The sequence below is a fragment of the Reinekea sp. genome (genome assembly GCF_046710285.1).
Lineage (GTDB): Bacteria > Pseudomonadota > Gammaproteobacteria > Pseudomonadales > Natronospirillaceae > Reinekea.
In genome coordinates this window covers 125,277-149,083 of the sequence record NZ_JBKEGY010000003.1, presented here as the reverse complement: position 1 = coordinate 149,083, position 23,807 = coordinate 125,277, and the positions used below count along the sequence as shown (strand labels likewise).

The following is a 23,807-nucleotide window of genomic DNA, read 5'->3' as shown; positions in this document are numbered from 1 at the left end:
ATACTAGCTTAAGCTGCTACAGGCCCTTCGAGATATACTCAAGAAACTTCTCAAGTACAATTAATTCTGGATGCAATTTACGCAAGCCTTTTTCTGCAAGGGTCAGTGGCGTTGTCGGCTTAAAGTGCTGAATAGTTTTAAGGTAAAAGTAAGGGTTACGTTCGTGCTTCTTACTGTCGAGCATTTCCTTTAATAGTGCATCGATTAAAGCTGAAGAACGCGGGCTATCGTCCAGCTCATACTTAGCGATGCTACTTGCCACCGATACGTTGGTTTCTTCAATTTTAGATAGAATAGCATTTGTTAGACTCTGGTAACTGTATTGAACAATACGTGGCACATCTAATAAGTATGCGCAAATTTCTAAATTTTTGAGTCGCTGACGTAGATCGTTGCGCATCATGTCGGGACAAAGTTTTGGCTCAACTGCCAGTGTCCAGTCTATTTCTGCTTGGCTATCAGGTTCAATAAAATAGCGGTAACCGTCTAGCTTACCGAAGGCATGCAGAGTATCGAGATAGCCCAAATGCCAAAACTCCTTAATAAATTCTGGATCGAATTCAAAGGCATTTCCTATGTCGATCGAATTTTTGATGTAAACGGTTTGAGTACCTTCGGTATGTGGTCGGCGATTTAATCCGATGCCGGATATATCAACTAGAATAATTTTGCGGTAACCACGCTGTTTCGCCATGGTAAATGGCACGTTATCGAACAACCCTCCATCTAGATATTTTTTGCCTTCAATCATCGGGTTTTCAAAACCAGGAAAGGCGGCACTGGCCATGACGTAGTTAATGAGTTGGCCGGGTTCCATCTGCTCAATAAAAACCTGTCGGGGTTTGAAATCAGATATATTGACGGTGGTGACGCCGAAGTCGAGTTTGTTCTCGCGAATAATGTCTTCATCGATCGTTGACTCAAGTGACTCTCGCATTGGGCTGGTGTCTAAACCTCGCTTATCAACGAGGTTGCGGTAAACACCCTGCCAGTAACTTAAGCTATGTTCACGTAAGCTATTTTCATCGGCGAGCGCAATGTCTTTGTTGAGCCGAATGAGACTGGATAGTTTCATGGAGCGGGCGATTTCCATTAACTCCTTTTCGGCGCCTTGGGCCAAATATGCACCGATCACCGCTCCGATAGAATTGCCAATGAAAGCATTAACCGGAATTTTAAGTTCCTTTAGTGCCTGCCAGACGCCGATGTGATAAACACCTTTCGCGCCACCGCCGCCTAAGACCAGGCAATAGGGTCGTTCTGCTGACATAGTAACGTTAGTCCTTTCGTAAAAGTGTCCCCTAAGGAATATGGGGAAAGTAAAAATGTTAAGCGGCCTGAACAGTAGTTTACTCTTTTTCAGAACAGACAAAAGTCTAAGCCTTGTTTTGCAACCTATTTTTGACTTGTCCACCTCTAGTAAGGGATTTGCCGACACAAGAGAAAGTCAACGATTATAAAAATGTATTTTTTCTAAAAAGTTCGATTAAAGTGTTGATTTTATTGGGGTTTTAGGTGACGTAATCATACTGTTTGATTTTGACACAGGTTTCTGGAGGCCTGTGGATATGCGGCCTAGAGTGACTTCTCAAATGTTTATCCAACGACTTATCCACAGATTCTGTGAGTAAATGTGATTAACTCAAGATAGCCCACTCTGGCTTTTAAAAACAAAGCATTTAGCCTGGCATGACCACAAGTTCAGAGACTTCTAACTGACCGTTTATCTTTAAAAATGGGCAGGTTTTGGCCATCTCTATGGCAGTATCCATAGATTCAGCCTCAACGATGGTATAACCCGACATTGTTGTGCTGCCACCTTGCGAAACCGTACCGTCTGATCCAACCATCACCGTTCCTTTTAACGGGTTCATTGGGCTGACGGCCGCGTCCCCCAGTGATTTAATCCATTCCATGTATTCTGCGAAATGTTGCTTGCCTGCTTCAGGGCTTGAAGGTTTATCGCCCCCTAAGTAGACCATTACAAATTGCGACATAGTATTCTCCTAATGTTTTTGTTTTTATAACGAATCGGGTAACCTCAAGCATCGGCGTTGAAATCAGCCGCTGACCACAAAAGGCACACAATTTCACTATAGGCTCGTTATGGCGCTAGGCATAGAAAAAAATTGGATCAGCATGTTTAGATACTGTGCGGTGATTTTGGTTGTCACTCTGTGCATACCGTTGGCGAACTCAGCGGAAACAAAACCACAATGGCGTATCATAGAACAACCCATGTTTAGCCTAATCTATGAAGCCAACGTGCATGAGCAAGCAGAAAGGGTTGCGGCACAGTTAAATCACTATTTATCTGCCCACTTAACAGAGATGCCACTGAAGCGGCCACTAAAGCCGATTCCAATTGTCCTGTATTCACGCGCGCACACCTCCAATGGCGATGTGGGTATAATGCCGTATCGTTCTCGTTGGTTTAATAAACCTGCGCCTTTTGCACAACTTGAATGGTATGACGCCTTAGCAGTGCACGAAGGGCGCCATATAGTGCAATTTAATCAAATGAACGATAACTCTATTGCGAATGCGTTGCGCTATGCTTTGGGTGATCTCGGTACTGGTGCCTTTGCCGCTTTGTTTCTACCTACTTGGTTCTTTGAAGGTGACGCAGTGGTCAGCGAGACTCTAATGACCGCCGGTGGTCGCGGCCGAACAGCCTCTTTTGATTTATGGTATCGAACCGACTTAATTGAAAACCAACCCTACCAATACGATCGAGCCATGCTCGGCACTGGTTTCGACAGAACTCCTAGCCTCAGCCCCTATGTGTTAGGGCGCTACTTAACCGCTTACCTGCGCAATGAATATGGCAGCGATATTTTTGATCGAGCTATTAACGGCCTAGCTATTCCAAAAGGCGTAAGCTTTGATGGCACAATTAAACAAGAAACGGGTTTAAGCCTAACCGATCACTACCAGCAAATGACACAAGCGTTGACTAACCAGTGGCAAGAAGACCAGCAAGCTCTAGCCTTAACACCCATTGAAACTCTTACGGAATTCAGCGGTGATCATTGGCAAAGTTATTACCCTGTCAGTGTTTCGAGTGATCGAGTATACGCCGTCAAGGTTGATGCTAAATTGGGGACTTCGTTAGTTTCAATTAGAGAAGGCCGAAGCCAACAGTTAACGCCACTCAGTAATCGGGTTGCGCAAAGTTATTTTGGCGGTTCAAAAACCGCTGCTGTGGTTAAGCACAATGATCAGTGGTGTTGGATAGAAGAAAAGCCGAACGCCAAGGTACCCTTTAATGAAACCGCCGATCTCTACTGCTGGAGCAGAACCTTAGGTGAACGCCAACTATCAGTCGGTGATCGTTTTACCTATGTCGGTACTAGTCAAAAGCAATTTTTACTTAATCGGTTCAACGTTGATAGAAGCAGTGAACTCGTTTTATTAGATCAAAAAGGTGGCTTGCTACAAGTTGAATCGTTACCGAATAACAGCATTGCTTATGACATACAGTCAATTGACAATGGATGGCTATATGTTCTTTCAGGTAGTGCTAACGACGGTGTTTATAAAATAGACAGTCAGTTAGAAGAAACAAGCCTACTAAAAGCCAACAACAATGAAACAATTCGCTCGCCTATTTTAACCGAGAATTGGCTACTTTATATTTCAGATAAAACGGGTATTGATCAAGTCCATGCATTGTCTTTGCAATCCGGCAAAAACTTTCAAGTATCGACGAGACCTTATGGCAGCTATTTTTTACAGTGGGATGCAGCCAATGAACGCATTGTTATGTCTGACTATACTGCCCAAGGCCAACAGCTTGTGTCGTTAATTTTCAACGACTCACAACAACCACCCAGCGATTGGATTGAAGTTGAAGATAAAAAATCAAGCGCGCCCATTTTTATGGAAAACTTGGAACAATTTGAACCGCTTCAACTGAATCAGGCAACAATAGCCCCACTAGAAAGCCAACGATATACAATGCTGCCACATCTATGGAATCCACACAGCTGGAGCTTGCTGTTCACTGGCGATCAGTTAAATTTAACACTCAACTCCGAAGATGTGATGGAGAAGCTCAACCTACAATTTAGCGGCGGTTACGATGTCAGTGCTGAAGACTGGTTTGGCCAAGCCAGCCTAAAATACCGCGCAGATGCCGGGCCATTTTATAGCACAAAGGTTGAGAAGCTGATCGATGAACTTGACCAAACCAAAACCTCAATTCAGCTTGTCGCCGAACAGCCAATTGAACGCTATTCGGGTGTGCAGCAATCGCAATGGTTGCCATATCTTGGCTTAGAGCGCACTGAGCTTGAGCGAGAAGAACCATTGTATCGAGTGTTGTATGGCGTGGGTTATCAACGCCAGCAAGAACGAGCCTTTCAAGCGATAGATACGCCTTCAGGCTTTGCGCAGAGTTTAGCTGGGCAATATTACATAAATGAGAATACTATAAACTGGTTATCAACCTCTCAGTTAATCATGGAGGGCTTGCAAGAAAATCAATCAGTCGATTTTTCTCTATCGTTGCAGCATTTAAATTACCCTGTCTCAATGTTGAGCAGCAATACACTTTTTGAACCAATTGATCAGTTAGGATACAGCGCTCAAATGGAGGCTAATTTCGGTATAAACTTTGGCGCTGTTGGTCGTTCCTTTACCCCGCTATTGTATTGGCGTAATACGGAAGCCTCATTAAACTTTCTAAGCCAACATACTGAAAACGACAACGATCTCGCCCTTGGCTTTAGCGTATCGCCAAATGTAAACGTGCTAAGAAATGCGAATATAAGATTGAAACCCAGCGTGTCAATTTATTACTTACCCCGTAGTGAAGAGTTCAACTTGCGCTATCAGGTGAGCCTCGGAGGCTTCTAAGTACTACAACACAGAAAAACGTTGTGCGATGCTAATTTAATGAGAAATAAGATTTATGTTACAACCTGATCCAACGAATATAAAAGCCTTCGAATCGGCGAAAGTACTTAAACAGTGGCTCGAATTAAATCATGCCACTGAAACTGAACTTTGGGTGAAAATATTCAAAAAAAAGAGTGGCGTTCCAAGTGTGACTTGGGATGATGTCGTCATTGAAATACTATGCTGGGGCTGGATCGATGGCATCAAAAAATCAATAGATGATCAAGCTTACATGCAAAGGGTTACCCCTAGAAAAGCGCGAAGCAATTGGTCAAAGCGGAATCGAGAACATGTCGAACGGTTGATCAACGAGAACCGAATGATGAAACCAGGGCTTGAACAGGTTAATGCAGCGAAAGCCGATGGTCGATGGGATAACGCTTATACTGCAAGTGAAATGACAGTACCCGAAGATTTTCTATTGGCATTGGCAGGCAAACCTAAAGCCCAACAGTTTTTTACAACGCTGAAAAAATCGAGCCGTTATATCATTGCCTATGGGTTAACAAGTGCAAAACGACCCGAAACGAGAATCAAGCGATTCACAAAGTACATTGAAATGCTCGAGGCCGAAGTTAAGCCAGAATAGCTTAAAAACTGACACCTTTTGAAATACCTATAACATTGGAGAAATAAATATGAATACGGCTCCCGCGCACTACCCAATTGGTACTCCCGGAAAACCTTGGGGTAATCTCGAGCGCGAAGAATGGTTATCACAACAAACTAAACATCGAAGCTACGAAACCGATGTAATGAGTGTCATTGATCGCCTACGCAAAAACTTTGATGTGGAGCAGTATGGTAGCTTAAATTATGGCAGCGAAAGTTACCCGCTGTTTGCAATTCGTAATCGAGATTGGAACGACGATCTGCCGATTGTGTTGGTTACAGGAGGGGTTCACGGCTACGAATCCAGTGGGGTACATGGTGCTCTGCAATTTATTGAGCAGCATGCAGCGGGTTACGCAGGGAAAGTTAACTTGCTCGTTGCGCCTTGTGTCAGCCCTTGGGCCTACGAGCGCATTCATCGTTGGAATGCCAATGCAATTGACCCTAACCGTTCATTCCGAGAGGACAGCCCGGCAGAAGAGTCTGCTTCTCTTTTAAGACTTATCGCGCCTATCCGAGATCGCGTCTTGATGCATATTGATCTACACGAAACAACGGATACCGATGATACCGAGTTTCGCCCAGCGCTGGCTGCCCGTGATGGCAAGTTTAGTGAGCCGTGTGACATTCCTGATGGATTTTATTTGGTCGATGATACCGAGAATCCACAACTTGAGTTTCAACAGGCGGTAATTAAAGCAGTCGAGCAAGTTACGCATATCGCCCCTTCAGATGACAAAGGAGAGATTATTGGCTCAACCGTGGTGAGTCGAGGCATTATTCAATATCCACTGAAACAATTGGGCTTGTGTGCAAGCATCACAAATGCGCGTTATAAAACCACCACCGAAGTATATCCTGATAGCCTGAAGGCAACCCCAGAGCAATGCAATGCTGCGCAAATTGCAGCCGTCTGTGCCGCCATCGACTACGCGCTCATGCGCAAATAAGGTTTATTCTGGCTCTTCGTTAGCCGACATACACACGCTAAAGCCACCTCCTCATCACGAGTTGGTGGTTGCTTGTATTTACATCAATTCCAACGTACATTTGCGTCTTTTGTTGCTGAGCCAACTATCACGAAGACCAATCAAGAGAACTGTTAATGAAACCAATAGCAATTGCCTGTGTGTCACTTTATTTTCTATGCACTATTAGCTTCGCAGAGGAAGCAAATTTCCAAGATTCTCCTATTAAAAAAGAAGCAAGAGAATTTTCTCTTCAAGTGGTTGAGACCTTTTTCACACAAGATTGCGATCAATTTCATCACTTGCTTGCGGATACATTTGTTCTTCTCGATGGTGACGGTGAGTTTTCTAAAGATGGAGAGTTAAAGGCAAAGCTTTGTCAGTCAATTAAGTCGGCTATTAGAGATAAGAGTAAAACCTTTGATGATTATGTTAAGTACTATCAAATAGATATCTTTACACGATCTGAAATTGAACATAATTTTGATTTTTTATTTCCAGATAATACTGATATTCGAGAAACAGATTTATTTTACGTCGGTATGAAACTTAAAGACGGAGGCAAAGTTATAGAGCATTTTATTTGGGATGATCTGTTCTTTTTCATGGTTCGAAAAACCGATGAAACATGGTCGATTAAAGGGCTATCTGGTTAACCTTATTTAACCAGTCAGTAAATAATGGCCTCTAAATTAGAAGCCATTATTTTCATTAAGCGCTAATATGTGACTTACCGGCTTGGCCATACCAGTAGCCATTGCAAAACAATTCGTTCTTTGCGGGAGCGAGTTGCTTGCCATTGGCGGCTTGGCAATAGTCGTCTAGAATATCGCGCATATCGATCTGGCTTGGCACAACACGAATTCTATCAACGCCCATTGCCTGCATCTCAGTCACTTCTGAACGTAAGTCCAAAATATCACCCGACAAGGTTTGAATGCCATTGATGGTAAATAAACGTTCATCTTCTTGGCTGTCGACCGGAATACCCACCGGGTAATCTATGCATTTACGTTGGCATTTATCTTTTGGTAAATCTAGTGCTCGCGCTGTAAAGCAGCGTGCTGATAGGGCCAGTGGAATATAGCCGTGCACCATGACTTCGGTTTCAAGGTCAATATTTTCTTGGTGAATGGTGGTCATAAAGTCTTCTAAGTCTTGCTTACCGAGCTCAAACGGTAGCGTCCAACTAGTCATACCATCGCGCTGAAGCATTTTTAATGTTTCTGGTGAGTAGTTGTTTAAATAAGGCCCGCCGATAAACGAGCGTTGTTGTTGAAAACACAGCTCAGCGGCGGCTAAATCGTTTGCTTCTAATGGGTAAGGGCTAACTTTGCACAGAGAGGTTAAGCTTTTTAATTCTGATTCTGCCTCTAGGAGCGCAAGGCTGCTGATAAAAACTTCTTTGCCCTTGGCGGCGAGTTTATCGGCGATATCGATGTAATCTTGCTGGTTTAATTCTCTTCGTTTTGAGCAAACAGTTTCGCCTAAAATAACGCGGTCGACTTGGCTTGTGGCTATGTTGCCATAAAATTCAAACATCGTCGCGCGAGGCCAATAAAAGGGAATGGGGGCTAGGGTTACTTTCATTTTAGTTCCTTATTGCCAGTCGCGATCATAAGCGCCAATGGTGGTTTGTTTGCCTTCTGATACGGCCAGTAATTGATCACGCCAAGGCTGCTCAACACTGAAGGCCTCTTTATTTGCCATAAAATGATCAATGGCTTGCCGCCACACACCAACTACCTGGCCAACATAAGCAGGACTGCGTTGCCGGCCTTCAATTTTTAAGGCTTTCACGCCCGAGGCATAAAGCTTGGGTAGTAAGTCCATGGTGTTTAAGCTGGTGGGTTCTTCGAGTGCGTGTACTTTTTTGTCTAACGCATTAAAGCGGCCTTTGCATAGTGTCGGGTAACCGGCTTTTTCTCCAGGTTCAAACTTGTCGATCAATGAACCGCCCAACCGAGTTTTCATCACACCATCTACTTCTTGCCACTCAACGTATTTAGCCGGTGAACAGGCGCCAACCGTATTAGGCGACTCTCCTGTTAAATAAGAACTTAAATAGCAACGTCCTTCGGCCATCACACATAAACTGCCAAAAGCGAATACTTCAAGATCAACCGGACTTGTTTTTGTTAATGCTTCTACTTGTTTTAACGAAAGAACACGCGGTAAGACAGCACGCTGAATGTTGAAATGGCGCTTATAAAACTGCAGCGTGGCTGCATTGGTAGCGGCAGCTTGAACCGATAAATGCAATGCTTGGTCTGGGTGTTTGCTGTTGGCATAACCCAATACGGCAGTATCACCGGCGATAATTGCATCAGCCCCTAAATCGGTTGCGGCGTCTACAGCAAAGGCCCACTTTTTCCATTGGGCTTGATTGGCGTAGGTATTAATGGCGACAAATAACTTTACGCCTTTTGCGCGTGCAACATCGAGAGCTTTCATGGCGGCTCGGTCGTTAAAGTTTAAGCCCGCGAAATGTCTCGCATTAGTTTCATCTCGAAAACCAATGTAGATCGCATCTGCGCCATTATCTACAGCAGCTTTAAATGCATTGAGGCTGCCAGCAGGGCATACAAGTTCCATATTTAGCATTCACAGAAAAAATGTGGCGCTAGTTTAGCGCTAACGGTTTTACTTATAGTTGATAAGAATCAATTAGGCATCGCCTGGAAACAGTAAACTGCTCTATTCTATAATTTTTGAGTCATCGCTATGAGCCTTTTATCGAACCCTATTAATGAGCATGTGCAACCTTGGGTGCAAAAATTTTCTGCTAAGGTTCAGCCGATACAACGAGGCGCTTCGCTGAGTTCTAAACTATTAAACAGAGTACCTAATAAGTTACAGCGACGGCTGCTAGAGCCAGCACTTAATCATGCGCTTCAGTTGTTGGTCGATGAAGGTGAATTAGATTTCCTTGCTGACAAAACCTGTGGCATTGCTGTAAAAAATACTAACCAGTTATGGGTACTCAGCTTAGTCGATGGCCAGTTAAAGCTACTCGATCAAACACATACCGATGTAACCGTCAGCGCAACGGTTCCGGCGTTTCTAAAACTAATCAGTAAGCAAGCTGACCCCGATGCTTTATTTTTTCAACGTGAATTATCAATTGAAGGGAATGTTGAACTCGGTTTACATGTAAAAAATATGCTCGATGCGTTAGATGAAGATGACTTACCAGAATTTTGGCAAACTACATTAAGCCATCTTCGTAAATTGTTGATCCTTGAATCTTAATTTCTTGAAAGATTGATTGAATCTAACTGCTACCCTGTAGATGAGAAGCGGCCCATGGATGGGTTTATGGCGACAGAAATTTCAAGTAATGGGCCGCTGAACCGTGCGTATACTATATAATATTTGTAGGGCGGCAGTGAATGAGTCTTAACTAGGCCTAACATCTAGAGTGGCTACCTCAAAAGAAAACCTGTACAAAGGTGAGTTCGAATTATGGAGAACTCTAATGAGTCTTATTTTCAAACTAATTAGTGGGCTATTTCTACTGCTTGCTATTTTTGTTGTAGTTTTGTTTATTGTGTTTCGAGTACCAGATCGCCCATTGGCAGAGCTAGTCGAGAAATGGGCGCCGCCACCTTCTCAATTCGTAGATGTCGCCGGTATGCAAATTCACCTACGTGATGAAGGCCCGCGTGATGATGCTACGCCCATTGTTCTTTTACATGGCACCAGTGCTTCGCTGCACACGTGGGATGGCTGGACAGAATCTTTAATAGAAGAACGCCGAGTTATTCGTTTCGATATGGCTGGCTTTGGACTTACCGGTCCATCGGCTGATAACGACTATTCTATAGAGCACTATGCGAGCACCGTTATTGCAGTTCTTGATCATCTAAATGTTGACCAAGTAGTGTTAGCCGGTAACTCATTAGGCGGCAATATTGCATGGGTCACGGCTCTTCTGTACCCGCAACGCATTGATGCCTTGATACTGGTTGATTCAAGCGGGCTTCCTTTTGAAGCTAAGTCGGTTCCCATCGGTTTCAAAATAGCGTCGACACCTATTCTAAACAAACTCGCCGAACAAATTTTGCCACGCAACTTAGTTGAAAGCAGCGTTAAGAATGTATTCGGTGACCCTAACTTGGTGACCACTGAACTAGTAGACCGATATTTTGACTTAACAACACGAGCCGGTAGTCGGCAAGCGCTTGCCGAACGAGCAAGGCAAACCAAGCTAACGTTAACAGATCGAATTACAGAGCTAACCTTACCCACATTAATACTCTGGGGCGGCTTAGACGGTTTAATTCCCCTCGACATTGGCCATCAATTCCAGAACAAACTTAGCAACAGCCAACTTGTTGTGTTTGATAATCTCGGGCATGTACCGCAAGAAGAAGGCCCAGAAGAAACCGTCAGTGAAGTTAAAAGGTTTTTGCGGTTGCTCTAAGTGCAAATAGTTCGACATGAAGTTTGGTGGCGTGGCCGCTTTGGTGGCTCATTAACCTATCTCGGCCGCTCTAGCACGTCCGTGTGTCGCTAGACTTCGCCATCCATGGCTCAGATTACCGAGCTAGGTTAATGAGTCACCAAAGCTAGGTTGAGTGGTGTTTTAATTTCAAATACCTAGTTCAGCGTCTTGGTCGCTTTGGCGGCCCATCAACCTACCTCGGCCGCTCTAGCACGTCCTTGTGTCGCTAGACTTCGCCATCCATGGCTCAGATTACCGAGCTAGGTTAATGAGCCACCAAAGCTAAGGTTTGTGGTGATTTAATTTCAAATGCTGAGTTCAAATTCTTACCTTAATTCAAGACATATTTGATAAGGCGATATTTTTCTTGATTGGGCGGCCATCGCATAAATAAAAACTAACTATTCAATAAATGAATAATCTCGACCAATTTATCCACTGTATACGTAGCGACGACGTTTTCCGTAAAAATATATAATGATTGATGTAGTCCAAAAAAGTAAAAAACTTTAAAAACAAATACTTAGGGATATAAGTATGTCGGGATTTATGTCTGCACGACGCATTCTAAGGGTGGTTAAATTGACAAGATAAGCGGAAAGCTACAGTATGGTTGAGTTGTAGAGATAGTAAGTGAAAGGGGATTCGTTTTATCCGTCTTTCGGGCATATACGTCGCAGAAACGTTTAATAAAATGTTAGATGAAGAGCTAAGTCAATGAATGATGAGCTTAAAAGAATACTCGAATTCTTAAATTAAAAAGAAATGAGATGCACCTATGGGGCGATTGCTGATGAACTTGGATTAAAACCAAATTTCATAGCAGCTCAACTTGGCGAGAGACGGCCTTATGTTTCTTGGGTTGTAAATTCGAAAACTAACGAACCAACAGATTACTCTGACGATGAAAAACATCCAAACTTGTATCGCACTAGTCTTATAATAAAATCTGCTGATGCGCTAAAAAGGTATATGTTATCGTGACCCACCTAATAAAAAGTTGTAAGACAAGCCCGCTTTTCACCCGCTCTTGCGGGCAGGCTTTGGACTCGCTGACGCTTGCCCTTAAACAAAAACGTTATTAGGATGGGTATGATCAGACTGATATTCGTGATGATTGTCGTTAGCTTTTCTTTAGCACTCGCTGAAGAAATTGATGCATTTTACGATCAATTTATTGCTGATTCATGTTTTTCCGGAGAACGTACAATATTCCCTTTAAAGCAAACAGTATATCGGTTGGATGTTGATGTTAATTCAAATGAAATCTTAGTTGATGAATCAAAATATATTCAACAATCGCCTCAGGGCAGTTGCGGTGTAAGTATGTTAGATTACTCAACTCGAATGAAAATGATAATCTAACCCCCAATTCCAAAAGACGAGTTTATGTCCTTCAGTCTTTATAAATTGACTACAAACTTTGACTGGAAATACGTTTTCAAGAATTTGGACGGCGAGTGGTATTTGGTAGAAATGGTTGATAATACTTTTTGAGAAATACCAAGTAGCAGCCCATAACCCTTTCCGGACATTGGACAAATAACACACTGGAGTTCACTATTTAACAGTGTTTATCTGTGTGCAAAACTATTATGAATAGAGGCACTATCTTTTAAATCTCAAGCACGTAGCCCGTAGCCAGGCAGCCAGCAGCCCAAAACACATATACACCTCCCGAAAGCGGCGCTAAACTAGTGGTTTCCATTAAGACTATACGTTATGCGATTATTGCTGTTTTTAACCACCTTATTTATTACTGTTTCTGTTTATGCGGCCACAGACTACCGACCTTACGTGCTCGGAAATTGGCAATGCCAAAGCAGTGTCGTTACACAGTATGGTGATACGCTTGCAATGGGAGATCTGGGTATTGAGGATAATGGTCAAATGCTTGGTTCGGGTAACCTCTTGTTTAGTTATCCGAGCTTGAAGACTGAGGTACCATTAGCCGCTACGCTTAAAGCGACGTGGGTTTTCCAAAATAACCAAGTGATTGTCAGCCAGCTATCGGGTGACATTATATCGCCTTACCCGTTATTAAATGGCGTTGCTAATTCGTTCAAGCAAGATATTCTTCAACAGCAATCGGTCACGTTCAAACTCACCAAAATTGGCAAAAAGTACATGGCGCTCACTGCGCAGGACCAGACTGAAATTCAATGTGTTCGGCCAATAGTTGAGTAGGGGTTTATGGATCAGTTACGGGCGTTAAAATATTTTGTTGCGGTGGCGCAAACGGGCAGTTTTACTCAAGCGGCTGCGCGCTTTGATGTGCCGCCTTCTTCATTGTCTCGACGGGTGGCCGATCTTGAGGCTAGTTTAGGCGCGACCTTGCTTAAGCGAACAACTCGGGTGGTTAAATTAACCGAGGTTGGGCGTAGCTATTTCCAGCAGGTCGACGCAATTATTCGTGCGCTTGAGCAATCGGATGAGTCGGTGCGTTCTTATCATTCAGAGCCGATGGGGCGGTTACGTATTAGCTCGATGGTGGGTTTTGGTGAGCAGGTGCTGATACCGTTGCTTGATCGTTTCTCTAAGCTTTACCCTAAAGTCATGCTAGATGTGAGCCTAAGCGATCAACTCTCTGCGTTTGATCGAGATGATGTCGATATCGCTATTCGGGGCGGTTACGCACCCAATGAGCGAGTGGTTGCGGTTAATCTAATGAGTAACGACTTTTTCCCAGTAGCTGCCAAGTCATACTTAGATCAAGCAGGCACGCCAACACATCCGTTTGACTTGAAAGCTCACAAAGGATTGTTCTTTCGTTCACCCACCGGGCCAACGCCATGGCTGTGCCAAATAGAACGTCAATGGCATGATGTGTCGGGCGAGCCTGTCGTCGTGTCAAATAGTGGCAATTGGTTGGTAGATCGCGCGGTAAAAGGCGAGGGTATTTTGATGTTGCCGAAATGGGTTACTCAACCTCTGCTAGAAACAGGTGAGCTACAAGAAATCTGCTTTGATATTCCGATCAACGTTACGCAACAGCCTGACTTTGGCGTTTTTTTGCTGTATCAAAAACAGCGCTATTTAGTGCCAAAAATAAAAGTGGCGGTTGATTTTATTGTGGCCGAACTTAAGGTGCGCTAGCACCTATTTAGAATCTGGGTATTGTTACGGATTAACCAAAGGGTTTATTTTAACAAGTCGTTCAAGCACATCCATGTGTCACTCCACAGCGAGATCCCTCTCGCTGAGGCTTGTTTAAATAAACCCTTCGGCCAATCCTCATTCTGTGGCAGGTTTAAATTTGTAGTTTCTGAGTGAGCACTAGCTGACGGTATTTAATGCTTTTAAAGCGCTAAGCTGTTCAGGAATATCACGAAAGTGAGTTGTTACCCACGGGTGTAATGCATCTAGGCGACGGCGTGATTGATGGCCGTGATCTATGAGCAGGCAATCAATATTCAGTTCATTGGCGACTTCTAAGTCGTGATGTGTGTCTCCTATCATGACGGTTCCATCTGTGCTTAGTTGGTGACGTTGCATTAGCCTGTGGCCTTGCGCGGTTTTACTGGCGGCATGTTGATTGTCTAGGCCGGCTACGTCATCAAAAAAATCTATAATGTCTAGTTTATGCAGTACATTGATGAGCTCGTCGTGTTCGAATGCTGAGAGTATGTATTGTTTTATACCGAGTGTACGGTTCAGTGTTAGCGCTTCTATGACGCCTTGATACAGTTGGCATTTGGTGACTTCTTGGTTGTAGATACTCAAGTACTCTACGGCGAGTTTTTCAAACGGATCTGCTTCGAAGTTAAAGCCTAATGTTCGGTAGTATTCTTTTACGGGGAATTGAAAAATATCTTTGTATCGGTTTACGTCTAGCTTTGGTAGCTCGTACTCTATTAATAATGTGTTCATTGTTGTCACACATAAATCGACGTCATCAAGTAGCGTGCCGTTAAAATCCCAAATAATATGACGAACATTCTTCATTGACGATAAATTGTTTGAATAATGTGAAAACCAAACTTGGTCTTAATCGGGCCATGAATCGCCAGTACTTCTTTTTTGAACACGACATCATCAAAGGCTTTGAGCATTTGGCCACGGCGGAACTCGCCTAAGTCACCGCCTTTTTTGGCGGAGGCACAGGTCGAATGCTTTTTAGCGAGCTTACCAAAGTCGGCACCACTTTTTAGCTCGGCCAATATGCTTTCTGCTTTGTCTTTTTGTTTTACTAGAATATGCCTTGCGCAGGCTAAGTTTGCTGGCTTTGCCATTGAGTGGCTCCTATGAGTTGGTTTCTTTGCGGTGCTGTTGCTTGGGAGTGTGTGCATGGGTTAAAAGCTCTATCCACTGCACCAATCGTTTTAGCGCGCCCTGTTGCTGCTGGTAAAACTCGAATGCTTTTTGACCCAAGGTATCGCGTAAGTCTTTCGATTTGAATAAACCTGTAACGCGCTGCGCTAATGCTTCTGGCGAATCAATCACTACTACGGCATTGTCATGGCGCATGGCATCGAAAATTGTTTGGAAGTTCACATAGCTGTTGCCCGTTATAACAGGTATTGACAGTGCTGCTGGCTCAATTGGGTTATGGCCGCCGCCATTGTTGAGCGAGTTGCCAATAAAGGCCGCATCTGCAATGCCGTAAAACAGCATGAGTTCGCCGAGCGTGTTGACTAAAAATACCTGACTGCTGTCTGTGATATTTACGTCAGTTGAGCGTTGTGAGTATTCGAAACCTTGCTGACGTATAAGGTTTGCTATTTTATCTGCACGTTCAATATGTCGTGGTACTAAGAGCAATAGTGCATTTGGTATTTTAGAAACTATTTCTTTATGCGCAGCTAATACTTGCTCGTCTTCGCCTGGGTGGGTACTTGCGGCTATCCAAGTGGGTCGGCCGGCTAACGTTGTTTTCCATTGTTGAATGTTATTATCGAGCTGTGCGTCACGTTCAATATCAAACTTAATTGAACCGGTTACTTTTAAATGTTCTGGCTTTACGCCTAGTTTAGCAAAGCGGTCGCCATCGGGTTCGTGCTGGGCGGCGATACCTGAAATTTTGCTTAGCATCGGTACGGTGATTGACGAAAAACGTTGATAGCCGCGAAAAGAACGTTCAGATAAACGAGCATTGGCGACAATTACTGGAACCAGTTCGGCATGGCAAGCGTGAATTAGGTTAGGCCATAATTCAGTTTCCATTATTGTTAGCGAGGTTGGTTTTAACTTGCGTACTAAGCGACGCTGAATATTGCTTAAATCCCAAGGTAGGTAAGCATGAAAGACTCGCCCTGCAAAGAGTTGCTTTACGGTGTCAGAACCTGTCGGTGTCATGGTGGTAATTAACACGGGCATGTTCGGGTTTTTGTTTAGCCATTGTTCTATTAACTCTTTACTGGCAATAACTTCACCGACGCTCACGGCATGAACCCAAAAGCTACCAGTTGGCACTGTGGGCCAAAACCCAATGCGTTCTTTTATTCTATGTCGGTAGCCTGGTTGTTTTAAGCTTTTAATAAATAAACGCACAAAGGCAATTAGGGCAACAGGCCACCAGAGTATGGAATAGAGCGTTAAAGCGAGCTGCTTATTCATGTCAGTCCAACCAATGAGAGAGCACATCGTTTAAGTATAGATAACCTTGATCGGTTGTCTGTATGGCGCCGTTTGATTCTAAGAGCCAACCTTTTGCTTTCAGTGCGCTCAGTTGTGGCGCAATAACATCGCGAGATAAACCTGTTAGATTTTCAAATTGGATTAACGAGGTAGGCTCGCGAAGACGTAAGGTATTAATGAAGTAATCGAACGGTCTGTCTGCAATTTCAACAGGCTCTTCGTGACGAACTAATAAACGATCAGTGCGTAAGTAATCTTTTGGTAGGCGAGTTTTACGGGTGCGCGTTATGCCAAGCTGAGGGCTTATTTGCGTGTATTTGCCGTGTGCACCTGGGCCAACACCTAAGTAATCACCGTAGCGCCAATAGTTTAAGTTGTGGCGGCTTTCTTGACCTGCCTTGCAGTAAGCCGATACTTCATATTGGTTAAAGCCTTGTGCCGCTAGATGTTCTTGCCCAGCTTTTTGTATTGCCCACAAGACATCATCTTCAGGCAGTACGGGCGGTGCGCGATAAAATTCAGTGTTTGCTTCTATGGTGAGCTGGTACCAGCTTAGGTGCTGAGGAGATAAGGCTAAGGCTTGGTCGATATCACTCAAGGCTTGTGCTTGGCTTTGGTTGGGTAAACCGTGCATTAAATCAATATTGAAGTTTGATAAGCCCGCATCGTGTGCAAATTGCGCGGCGCGCTTTGCTTCATCGCGATTGTGAATACGGCCCAGTACTTTTAATAATGAGTCATCAAAACTTTGCACGCCGATAGACAGGCGATTAACGCCGGCTCGTGCAAAACCTTTAAATTTATCGGCTTCGGCCGTGCCTGGGTTAGCCTCTAAGGTGATTTCTGCATCGTCTTCAAAACCGATGTATGTGTTGAGCGCTTCAATAATATCGCCCACCGCTCTATCAGATAACAAACTCGGTGTACCGCCACCAAAAAAAACTGTGGAAATGCGTCGCCCTTGGGCTAAAGGCGCGTCTTGCTTTATATCGGCGATCATTTGCTCGATAAAAGCTTGTTCCGGAATGTCTTCGGCTTTGGATGCATGCGAATTAAAATCGCAGTATGGACATTTTCGAATGCACCAAGGTACGTGAACATAAACGGATAGTGGCGGCAGTAAGTTCAATTAAAGACCTAAACGCAAGCTGATTTGTTGCGCGAATGCTTTCACGGCTTGACCGCGGTGGCTTAATGCGTTCTTTTGTTCTTTGCTCAATTCGGCACTGCTGCATTGATGTTCTTCTACCCAGAAAATAGGGTCGTAACCGAAACCATTTTCACCGCGCGGAGCAGTCAATATAGTACCTTCCCAGCTGCGTTGAATAATTAACGGCGTTGGGTCATTGGCGTGACGCATAAAAGCGAGAACGCACTGGAAACGTGCTGTACGCTTTTGAGTCGGAACATCTTTGAGTTCTTCTAATGCGCGCAGTAGGTTGGCGTGGTCAGATTTTTCACCGCCGTTCATCGCACTGTAGCGAGCGCTGTATATTCCGGGTGCACCATTGAGTGCATCTATTTCTAAGCCAGAGTCATCGGCCAGTGCCGGTTTACCGGTTATTAAGGAAGCATGGCGTGCCTTGATGATGGCGTTTTCAATAAAACTTAAACCATCTTCAATCGCATCTTCGACGCCATATTCTTTTTGCGGTTTAATTTGAATATTGAGCGGTGCTAATAATTCAGAGAATTCTTTTAGCTTACCTGCGTTATTGGATGCAAGTACCCAGTCTTTAGAAAGGTCCATCATTAATCTCGCCATACTTGTTGTGGAAATGTGAATTCGAACGGTTCTTCACCCTCGATGGAAACGACGATATCGAGCCAGATTGTTTCACGATCGAAAATCAAGAAATCACCAATGTGATAAATAGCTTCGCCTTCTTTGAACGTGCGTAAGCTAATATCACCACGCTGGCCCATTAAGTTACGTTGTAACGCGGTTACATTTGCGTCAACCGCATAGGGAATGTTTTCACCGTCTTGTTTTAAAACAGATAAGTTAACAAAGGCTCTCTTGCCAGAGCGGCTAATATTATAGCGTTTGGCAATTTCAGGGCTGAGCTCTGTGGTATTGAGAACAATGTAATGTAGCTCATAGCCATTGAATTCAACTTTCTGTTCAGCGTAGGTCAAATTCAGAACCGAAGCGCCTAATACGAATAGGCTAAATAGTAGATGTTTGGTCATTTTTTATAACCCCTAATAATGGTTAAGCTAAGTTTATTTTTTGCCTAAATGATACAGCGCAACTTCACCGAGCATGTTTGGAAACATCTTTATCTTCCAGTTCGCTTCGTGCACGTTGTCGACCACGGTGCGCATTAAAATATCTATTTTGTGGTCTTGGCAAAGCACTTCGAAATCTTTAAACGTACAAAAGTGAATGTTCGGTGTGTCGTACCAGCGAAAGGGTAGCGCATCTGACATGGGCATCATACCGCGAAAGCCTAAATACATTCGTGTTGTCCAGTGGCCGAAATTTGGAAAGGTTACAATAGCGCGCTTACCAATGCGCAGCATGTCATCGACTATTTTATCGGGGGCATTGGTTTGTTGTAGTGATTGCGTCATTAAGACGGTATCAAAACTTTGATCATCAATGTAATCCAAACTGTCGTTTAGATCTTGATGAATAACCTCAATGCCTTTTTCAACGCAGCTGACAATTTGGGCGGTATCAATTTCCATGCCGTAGCCGGTTATTTGCTTTTCTTTTTTTAAGAACGCAAGTAACTCGCCATCTCCGCAGCCTAAATCGAGGACGCGTTCGCCAGGGGTTATCCATTGACTAATGGCTTGTAAGTCGGTTCTCATAAGGCGAGTCCTCTATCTGGCTTGGCTAAAAACCCACGCACAATGCCAACGTATTCAGGAATAGGAAATAAGAACGCATCGTGACCTTGCGGTGCGCCTATTTCTAAATAAGACACCGATTTTTGACTGCGCACTAATGCATCGACAATTTCTTTGCTTCGACTCGGGTTAAAACGCCAGTCGGTTGAAAATGAAACCACTAAGAAGTCGCATTTACTTTGGCTTAAACATTTGCTTAAGTCATCGCCATGGTCACCAGCTGGGTCAAAGTAGTCGAGTGCTTTAGTCATGAGTAAGTAGCTGTTGGCATCGAATTTATCGGAGAAAATCTCGCCCTGATAACGTAGATAGCTTTCTACTTCAAAATCAACACCATAATCAAAACTGAGCGTACCGGTTCTTAAATCGCGGCCAAATTTGTCACGCATCGAGTCATCGGATAAGTAAGTGATGTGCCCGAGCATACGAGCGAGCGAAAGACCACGCTTTGGAAGGGTATCGTGTTTGTAGTAGTAACCTTGGTGGAAATCTGGGTCACTTGTAATTGCTTGGCGCGCCACTTCATTAAAGCCAATGTTTTGTGCAGTGAGCTTTGGTGCGGAGGCGACAATTACGCATTTGTTTAAACGTTCAGGGTAATCTATTGACCAGCGCATAGCTTGCATGCCACCTAAAGAACCACCCACCACTGCATGCCAGCAATCAATACCAATGTGATCTGCTAGGCGAGCTTGGCTTTTAACCCAATCGCGAACGGCCATAATTGGGAAGTTTGGGCCATAACGTTCACCGGTTAATGGGTCTATTGACGTTGGACCAGTAGAGCCATGACAACCGCCTAAATTATTCAACGAAACCACAAAGTACTTATCGGTATCAATGGCTTTGCCAGGACCGATGCACGCATCCCACCAACCGGGTTTGTCGTCTTGCTCGCTGCTAAAGCCTGCCGCGTGATGGTGACCGCTTAATGCGTGGCAAATTAATATGGCATTGTTTTTTTCAGCGTTTAGCTCACCATAGGTTTCGTAAATCAGCTCGTAAGAGGGTAATTCACGACCACTGCGCAGGCTTAATGGTTGGTCAAAAAAGACGGTTGTCGGTGTAACGAGGCCGACGCTGTCACTAGGATATTCCCTTGGCATTTATGTTTCCTTAAATCCCGAAAAACGGGTGTAAGCCTTTTAGGCCCAAGACAAAATTGTAATAGCCTGTCGAGCTTAAGATTGCGCCACCAATAATAAAATCACGCAAGATAATAATGATTAAAAAGCCGACTAAATAAGATAAGTCGAGCATGCCAACTTGCAAGTTAAGTTTGCGTAACGGACCCACAAAAGGTTCGACGATTTCCTGCAAGAACGCTAGGAAAGGATTGTACTGCCCCATGGTGAGTAAACCGCCCACAGCGGAAATAATCATACTCCATTGCAGGACCGTTAAAATGAGCCCGGCAACACTGACAATGGCCCAAATCACCAATTGGCTAATGTAAGGTATTGGGTTGACACCTAGCAGTGCAATCACTAGCAGTGCCAAGACCAGCTGCCCCGCGAAAACAACGACTAATGATGCGATATCTAGACCGGCAACGCTGGGTATAACGCGACGCACCGGATTCAAAAAGGGTGATGTTATTTTAATAACCGTATGCGCTAACGGGTTGTTGAAATTGGCGCGTGCTATTTGTGCCAAAAACCGCGCTACCAGCGCAATTAAAACAATGCTAAAACCGGTTCGTACAATTAATACCGCTAATTCGCCAAGCATGTAAAACTCCTTTGTTATTTGGACAGCAGTTCAGTCAATTCGATAGAGCGATCAAAGCAAGCTTTCATCGCGTTGCTGACGATGTCATCGATGTTGTCGTCGTTAAAACTAAAAATTGCTCGCTCGGTCGTGCCATTGGGCGAACAAACATTTTTGCGCATTTGCCCGAGTTCTTCATCGGTTTCTAAAATCATTTTCGCCGCGCCCATCATCGTTTGACCGATAAGGATGCGTGATTGTGCTTCGCTTAGGCCCTGTGTTTTAGCGGCCTTTGACATAGCTTCAGCAAAACGGAAAAAGTAAGCTGGAGCGCTACCCGCGGCGGCGGTCACACTGTGAATCAGGTCTTCATCTTCAACCCAACTGGTACTGCCAACTGCATTAAAAACGGTATCTGCAAAGGCTTTTTGTTCTTCATTGCACAATGCATTAGCAAATAAGCCACTGGCACCGGCTTGAACAATTGAAGGTGTGTTTGGCATGACACGGATAATGGCTAAATCTGTACCTAACCAGGTTGCAATGCTTTGCTGTGGAATCGCTGCCACTACACTGATAATAAGTGGTTTAGATTGCGCAACATTCGTAGCAATGCTCTTGCAAGTTTCTTTCAAGCCTTGAGGCTTAACGGAGAGCACTAAGGCATCGCAACTTTGGACTAAGTGATTCGCGTCTTTGGCTATATTAATGCCGAACGCAGCATAGGTGTCGCATTTGTCTTGATTGCGGTCATAGACCCATAGACGGCTTGCTGCGAATCCGCTGGCCAGTAGGCCTTTGATGATCGCTCCGGACATGTTGCCGGCGCCTAGGAAACCTAAGGTAGTGATGTTCATGCAGTTGCTCCAGTTGCGGGGGTTCGTGCGCCAAAAATATCACTGCCTACGCGCACCATGGTTGCACCACATCGTATCGCTAGCTCAAAATCTGCGCTCATACCCATCGACAATTCTATACAGTCGGGAAAGTCTTTCATGAGGGTGTTTTGCAATGTTTTCAATTGCAAGAACTGACCTTTTAAGTCTTCTTCAGGTAAATCGAAGGCAGTAATGGTCATCAGTCCTCGGAACTTTATTTTTGGTAGTGTAAGCAATTGCTCGGCTAATGCGTACACCTCATCGGGAAATACGCCAGATTTTGCAGGATCGAGGCTAATATTTACCTGAATCAGAACATTGAGAGGAGGCATACCGTCTGGACGTTGATCGTTAAGCCGCTTGGCTATTTTAAAGCGTTCAATGCTGTGCACCCAGTCATACTGCTCGGCAATGCCACGGGTCTTATTGCTTTGTAGAGGGCCAATAAAATGCCAAGTGCAGCCAGGATGAATCCATGCTTGGCGCTTTTCGACCGCTTCTTGGGCGTAGTTTTCGGCAAAATGACGCGCACCCGCCTGATAAGCCTGCTCTAATTGCTCTAACGGCTTGGTTTTACTGACGGCAAGAAGTGAAACCTCGTCAATTGGCCGCTCTACGGCTATACAGCTGGCTAATATTCGATCAAAGACAGACTCAAGGCGTGAACTGAGTAGCAAGTTAGTCATCATTTTCTCAATTATTTAAGACACAATTATCAGCATTATAACTGGCTGTGCTAAGCTGAACGACATTAAATTTAGAAACTTAGTCGACTGATCGACGAAATAGAGCCCTACGATCGGAGTTTTGCATGGACATTACAGAATTACTTGCCTTTAGTGCTAAACAAGGCGCATCAGATTTACACCTTTCGGCTGGCTTGCCACCGATGATTCGTGTCGATGGTGACGTACGCCGTATTAACTTACCGCCCATGTCGCATAAAGAAGTTCACTCGCTTATCTACGATATTATGAATGATAAGCAGCGTAAAGATTACGAAGAGTTCTGGGAAACCGATTTCTCGTTTGAAGTGCCCGGAGTAGCTCGTTTCCGTGTTAACGCATTTAACCATAACCGTGGTTCAGGTGCTGTGTTTCGTACCATTCCATCGAAAGTACTGACGATGGAAGATTTAGGCATGGGACAGGTGTTTAAAGATATTTCAGATACCGCTCGTGGAATTTGTTTGGTCACCGGGCCTACGGGTTCAGGTAAGTCAACTACGCTTGCCGCTATGGTGAACTACATCAATGAAACCAAGTATGAGCATATACTGACCATTGAAGACCCAATCGAATTTGTTCATGAATCGAAAAAGTGTTTGGTGAACCAGCGTGAAGTGCATCGTGATACTTTAGGTTTTAGTGAAGCCCTTCGTTCAGCGCTGCGTGAAGACCCCGATATTATTCTCGTCGGCGAAATGCGAGACTTAGAAACCATTCGTTTAGCTTTAGAAGCCGCAGAAACCGGACACATGGTCTTTGGGACACTCCATACACAGTCAGCGGCAAAAACCATTGACCGTATTGTGGATGTTTTTCCAGCAACCGAGAAATCGATGGTTCGATCAATGTTATCAGAATCTTTAATGGCGGTTATCTCGCAAACCCTATTAAAAAAGAACGGCGGTGGCCGAATAGCTGCGCATGAAATTATGATAGGCACGCCCGCTATTCGTAACCTAATTCGAGAAGATAAAGTTGCACAAATGTACTCAGCAATTCAAACCGGCTCGCAGTACGGCATGCAAACACTCGATCAATGTCTTCAAAGTTTAGTCCAAAAAGGCATGATCTCACGTGAAATAGCACGCGAGAAAGCCAAGCAACCCGATAATTTTTAATTAGGTAG

At 44.2% G+C, this 23,807-nt stretch carries 25 protein-coding genes; 10 read left to right on the top strand and 15 right to left on the bottom strand.

The genetic code is table 11. The annotated features are described in order from the left end of the window. Positions 1-16: 16 nt before the first annotated feature. Complete coding sequence (locus ACI882_RS03675; RefSeq protein ID WP_411743342.1) at positions 17-1,270, bottom strand: patatin-like phospholipase family protein; 1,254 nt, start codon at positions 1,268-1,270, stop codon at positions 17-19. Between the two features lie 409 nt (positions 1,271-1,679). Continuing rightward, positions 1,680-1,997, bottom strand: coding sequence for a YciI family protein (locus ACI882_RS03670; RefSeq protein ID WP_411743343.1), 318 nt, complete (start codon positions 1,995-1,997; stop codon positions 1,680-1,682). Positions 1,998-2,139: 142 nt separating this feature from the next. Here ACI882_RS03670 and ACI882_RS03665 point away from each other — a divergent pair, with 142 nt between their 5' ends. From ACI882_RS03665 to ACI882_RS03650, 4 genes are all read left to right on the top strand, one after another. Continuing rightward, positions 2,140-4,860 (top strand): hypothetical protein, encoded by a 2,721-nt coding sequence (locus ACI882_RS03665; RefSeq protein ID WP_411743344.1) that lies wholly within the window; start codon positions 2,140-2,142, stop codon positions 4,858-4,860. Positions 4,861-4,915: 55 nt separating this feature from the next. Then, positions 4,916-5,491 (top strand): YdeI/OmpD-associated family protein, encoded by a 576-nt coding sequence (locus tag ACI882_RS03660; protein WP_411743345.1) that lies wholly within the window; start codon positions 4,916-4,918, stop codon positions 5,489-5,491. Between the two features lie 49 nt (positions 5,492-5,540). Next, on the top strand, positions 5,541-6,464 hold the full coding sequence (locus ACI882_RS03655) for a M14 family metallocarboxypeptidase (RefSeq protein ID WP_411743346.1): 924 nt from the start codon (positions 5,541-5,543) through the stop codon (positions 6,462-6,464). 155 nt (positions 6,465-6,619) lie between these two features. Continuing rightward, a complete protein-coding gene (locus ACI882_RS03650; protein WP_411743347.1) occupies positions 6,620-7,138 on the top strand; it encodes a hypothetical protein in 519 nt (172 codons plus the stop codon). Between the two features lie 55 nt (positions 7,139-7,193). On the opposite strand, the gene ACI882_RS03645 is transcribed toward ACI882_RS03650, so the two are convergent. Both ACI882_RS03645 and ACI882_RS03640 read right to left on the bottom strand, forming a co-directional pair. Next, positions 7,194-8,072: a U32 family peptidase gene (locus ACI882_RS03645; protein ID WP_411743348.1), complete on the bottom strand. Its 879-nt coding sequence runs from the start codon at positions 8,070-8,072 to the stop codon at positions 7,194-7,196. A 9-nt stretch (positions 8,073-8,081) separates the two neighbouring features. Next, positions 8,082-9,077 (bottom strand): peptidase U32 family protein, encoded by a 996-nt coding sequence (locus ACI882_RS03640; RefSeq protein ID WP_411743349.1) that lies wholly within the window; start codon positions 9,075-9,077, stop codon positions 8,082-8,084. Positions 9,078-9,206: 129 nt separating this feature from the next. Here ACI882_RS03640 and ACI882_RS03635 point away from each other — a divergent pair, with 129 nt between their 5' ends. The 5 genes from ACI882_RS03635 (at position 9,207) to ACI882_RS03615 (ending at position 14,025) form a co-directional block, all read left to right on the top strand. Continuing rightward, on the top strand, positions 9,207-9,734 hold the full coding sequence (locus ACI882_RS03635) for an SCP2 domain-containing protein (protein ID WP_411743350.1): 528 nt from the start codon (positions 9,207-9,209) through the stop codon (positions 9,732-9,734). A 226-nt stretch (positions 9,735-9,960) separates the two neighbouring features. After that, positions 9,961-10,908 carry an alpha/beta fold hydrolase gene (locus tag ACI882_RS03630; protein WP_411743351.1) on the top strand — a complete coding sequence of 316 codons (948 nt, stop codon included), beginning with the start codon at positions 9,961-9,963 and terminating at the stop codon, positions 10,906-10,908. A gap of 1,113 nt (positions 10,909-12,021) precedes the next feature. Further along, entirely contained in the window at positions 12,022-12,294 is a 273-nt protein-coding gene (locus ACI882_RS03625; RefSeq protein WP_411743352.1) for a hypothetical protein, read from the top strand. Positions 12,295-12,651: 357 nt separating this feature from the next. Next, positions 12,652-13,116 (top strand): hypothetical protein, encoded by a 465-nt coding sequence (locus ACI882_RS03620; RefSeq protein ID WP_411743353.1) that lies wholly within the window; start codon positions 12,652-12,654, stop codon positions 13,114-13,116. A gap of 6 nt (positions 13,117-13,122) precedes the next feature. Beyond that, positions 13,123-14,025 (top strand): LysR family transcriptional regulator, encoded by a 903-nt coding sequence (locus ACI882_RS03615; protein ID WP_411743354.1) that lies wholly within the window; start codon positions 13,123-13,125, stop codon positions 14,023-14,025. A gap of 180 nt (positions 14,026-14,205) precedes the next feature. Here ACI882_RS03615 and ACI882_RS03610 read toward each other — a convergent pair whose 3' ends face one another. Genes ACI882_RS03610 through ACI882_RS03560 form a run of 11 tightly spaced genes read right to left on the bottom strand, consistent with a single transcriptional unit; the run spans position 14,206 to position 22,642 of the window. After that, positions 14,206-14,874: an HAD family hydrolase gene (locus tag ACI882_RS03610; RefSeq protein WP_411743355.1), complete on the bottom strand. Its 669-nt coding sequence runs from the start codon at positions 14,872-14,874 to the stop codon at positions 14,206-14,208. Then, a complete protein-coding gene (locus ACI882_RS03605; protein ID WP_411743356.1) occupies positions 14,871-15,161 on the bottom strand; it encodes a peptidylprolyl isomerase in 291 nt (96 codons plus the stop codon). The genes ACI882_RS03610 and ACI882_RS03605 overlap by 4 nt, the downstream gene beginning before the upstream one ends. A gap of 10 nt (positions 15,162-15,171) precedes the next feature. Then, on the bottom strand, positions 15,172-16,485 hold the full coding sequence (gene waaA / locus ACI882_RS03600; protein ID WP_411743357.1) for a lipid IV(A) 3-deoxy-D-manno-octulosonic acid transferase: 1,314 nt from the start codon (positions 16,483-16,485) through the stop codon (positions 15,172-15,174). Position 16,486: 1 nt separating this feature from the next. Continuing rightward, positions 16,487-17,635 carry a radical SAM family heme chaperone HemW gene (hemW, locus tag ACI882_RS03595; RefSeq protein WP_411743358.1) on the bottom strand — a complete coding sequence of 383 codons (1,149 nt, stop codon included), beginning with the start codon at positions 17,633-17,635 and terminating at the stop codon, positions 16,487-16,489. Further along, a complete protein-coding gene (gene rdgB / locus ACI882_RS03590) occupies positions 17,636-18,256 on the bottom strand; it encodes an RdgB/HAM1 family non-canonical purine NTP pyrophosphatase (RefSeq protein ID WP_411743363.1) in 621 nt (206 codons plus the stop codon). 2 nt (positions 18,257-18,258) lie between these two features. Beyond that, positions 18,259-18,699, bottom strand: a complete 441-nt coding sequence (locus ACI882_RS03585) for a DUF4426 domain-containing protein (RefSeq protein WP_411743359.1) — start codon at positions 18,697-18,699, stop codon at positions 18,259-18,261. A 33-nt stretch (positions 18,700-18,732) separates the two neighbouring features. Beyond that, positions 18,733-19,326, bottom strand: a complete 594-nt coding sequence (gene metW, locus ACI882_RS03580) for a methionine biosynthesis protein MetW (RefSeq protein WP_411743360.1) — start codon at positions 19,324-19,326, stop codon at positions 18,733-18,735. After that, a complete protein-coding gene (gene metX / locus ACI882_RS03575) occupies positions 19,323-20,471 on the bottom strand; it encodes a homoserine O-succinyltransferase MetX (RefSeq protein WP_411743361.1) in 1,149 nt (382 codons plus the stop codon). Before metX ends, metW begins: the two co-directional genes overlap by 4 nt. Before the next feature lie 10 nt (positions 20,472-20,481). Then, positions 20,482-21,096, bottom strand: coding sequence for a YggT family protein (locus ACI882_RS03570; protein ID WP_411746327.1), 615 nt, complete (start codon positions 21,094-21,096; stop codon positions 20,482-20,484). 14 nt (positions 21,097-21,110) lie between these two features. After that, on the bottom strand, positions 21,111-21,932 hold the full coding sequence (gene proC / locus ACI882_RS03565) for a pyrroline-5-carboxylate reductase (protein WP_411746098.1): 822 nt from the start codon (positions 21,930-21,932) through the stop codon (positions 21,111-21,113). Continuing rightward, the gene (locus ACI882_RS03560) at positions 21,929-22,642 is read right to left on the bottom strand and encodes a YggS family pyridoxal phosphate-dependent enzyme (RefSeq protein WP_411746326.1); all 714 of its coding nucleotides are present in this window, start codon (positions 22,640-22,642) and stop codon (positions 21,929-21,931) included. Before ACI882_RS03560 ends, proC begins: the two co-directional genes overlap by 4 nt. Positions 22,643-22,764: 122 nt before the next feature. Here ACI882_RS03560 and ACI882_RS03555 point away from each other — a divergent pair, with 122 nt between their 5' ends. After that, the gene (locus ACI882_RS03555) at positions 22,765-23,799 is read left to right on the top strand and encodes a type IV pilus twitching motility protein PilT (protein WP_411746100.1); all 1,035 of its coding nucleotides are present in this window, start codon (positions 22,765-22,767) and stop codon (positions 23,797-23,799) included. The last annotated feature ends 8 nt before the right edge of the window (positions 23,800-23,807 follow it).

Excerpts from the sequence above, each read along its gene's own strand:
- ACI882_RS03615 (WP_411743354.1), top strand. The coding sequence starts at position 13,123 with ATGGATCAGTTACGGGCGTTAAAATATTTTGTTGCGGTGGCGCAAACG.
- ACI882_RS03665 (WP_411743344.1), top strand. The coding sequence starts at position 2,140 with ATGTTTAGATACTGTGCGGTGATTTTGGTTGTCACTCTGTGCATACCG.
- ACI882_RS03625 (WP_411743352.1), top strand. The coding sequence starts at position 12,022 with ATGATCAGACTGATATTCGTGATGATTGTCGTTAGCTTTTCTTTAGCA.
- ACI882_RS03655 (WP_411743346.1), top strand. The coding sequence starts at position 5,541 with ATGAATACGGCTCCCGCGCACTACCCAATTGGTACTCCCGGAAAACCT.
- ACI882_RS03650 (WP_411743347.1), top strand. The coding sequence starts at position 6,620 with ATGAAACCAATAGCAATTGCCTGTGTGTCACTTTATTTTCTATGCACT.
- ACI882_RS03560 (WP_411746326.1), bottom strand. The coding sequence starts at position 22,642 with ATGATGACTAACTTGCTACTCAGTTCACGCCTTGAGTCTGTCTTTGAT.
- waaA (WP_411743357.1), bottom strand. The coding sequence starts at position 16,485 with ATGAATAAGCAGCTCGCTTTAACGCTCTATTCCATACTCTGGTGGCCT.
- rdgB (WP_411743363.1), bottom strand. The coding sequence starts at position 18,256 with ATGGACCTTTCTAAAGACTGGGTACTTGCATCCAATAACGCAGGTAAG.
- ACI882_RS03670 (WP_411743343.1), bottom strand. The coding sequence starts at position 1,997 with ATGTCGCAATTTGTAATGGTCTACTTAGGGGGCGATAAACCTTCAAGC.
- metX (WP_411743361.1), bottom strand. The coding sequence starts at position 20,471 with ATGCCAAGGGAATATCCTAGTGACAGCGTCGGCCTCGTTACACCGACA.
- ACI882_RS03610 (WP_411743355.1), bottom strand. The coding sequence starts at position 14,874 with ATGAAGAATGTTCGTCATATTATTTGGGATTTTAACGGCACGCTACTT.
- ACI882_RS03630 (WP_411743351.1), top strand. The coding sequence starts at position 9,961 with ATGAGTCTTATTTTCAAACTAATTAGTGGGCTATTTCTACTGCTTGCT.
- ACI882_RS03605 (WP_411743356.1), bottom strand. The coding sequence starts at position 15,161 with ATGGCAAAGCCAGCAAACTTAGCCTGCGCAAGGCATATTCTAGTAAAA.
- ACI882_RS03660 (WP_411743345.1), top strand. The coding sequence starts at position 4,916 with ATGTTACAACCTGATCCAACGAATATAAAAGCCTTCGAATCGGCGAAA.
- ACI882_RS03585 (WP_411743359.1), bottom strand. The coding sequence starts at position 18,699 with ATGACCAAACATCTACTATTTAGCCTATTCGTATTAGGCGCTTCGGTT.
- ACI882_RS03640 (WP_411743349.1), bottom strand. The coding sequence starts at position 9,077 with ATGGAACTTGTATGCCCTGCTGGCAGCCTCAATGCATTTAAAGCTGCT.
- ACI882_RS03620 (WP_411743353.1), top strand. The coding sequence starts at position 12,652 with ATGCGATTATTGCTGTTTTTAACCACCTTATTTATTACTGTTTCTGTT.
- ACI882_RS03555 (WP_411746100.1), top strand. The coding sequence starts at position 22,765 with ATGGACATTACAGAATTACTTGCCTTTAGTGCTAAACAAGGCGCATCA.
- metW (WP_411743360.1), bottom strand. The coding sequence starts at position 19,326 with ATGAGAACCGACTTACAAGCCATTAGTCAATGGATAACCCCTGGCGAA.
- ACI882_RS03645 (WP_411743348.1), bottom strand. The coding sequence starts at position 8,072 with ATGAAAGTAACCCTAGCCCCCATTCCCTTTTATTGGCCTCGCGCGACG.
- ACI882_RS03675 (WP_411743342.1), bottom strand. The coding sequence starts at position 1,270 with ATGTCAGCAGAACGACCCTATTGCCTGGTCTTAGGCGGCGGTGGCGCG.
- ACI882_RS03635 (WP_411743350.1), top strand. The coding sequence starts at position 9,207 with ATGAGCCTTTTATCGAACCCTATTAATGAGCATGTGCAACCTTGGGTG.
- proC (WP_411746098.1), bottom strand. The coding sequence starts at position 21,932 with ATGAACATCACTACCTTAGGTTTCCTAGGCGCCGGCAACATGTCCGGA.
- ACI882_RS03570 (WP_411746327.1), bottom strand. The coding sequence starts at position 21,096 with ATGCTTGGCGAATTAGCGGTATTAATTGTACGAACCGGTTTTAGCATT.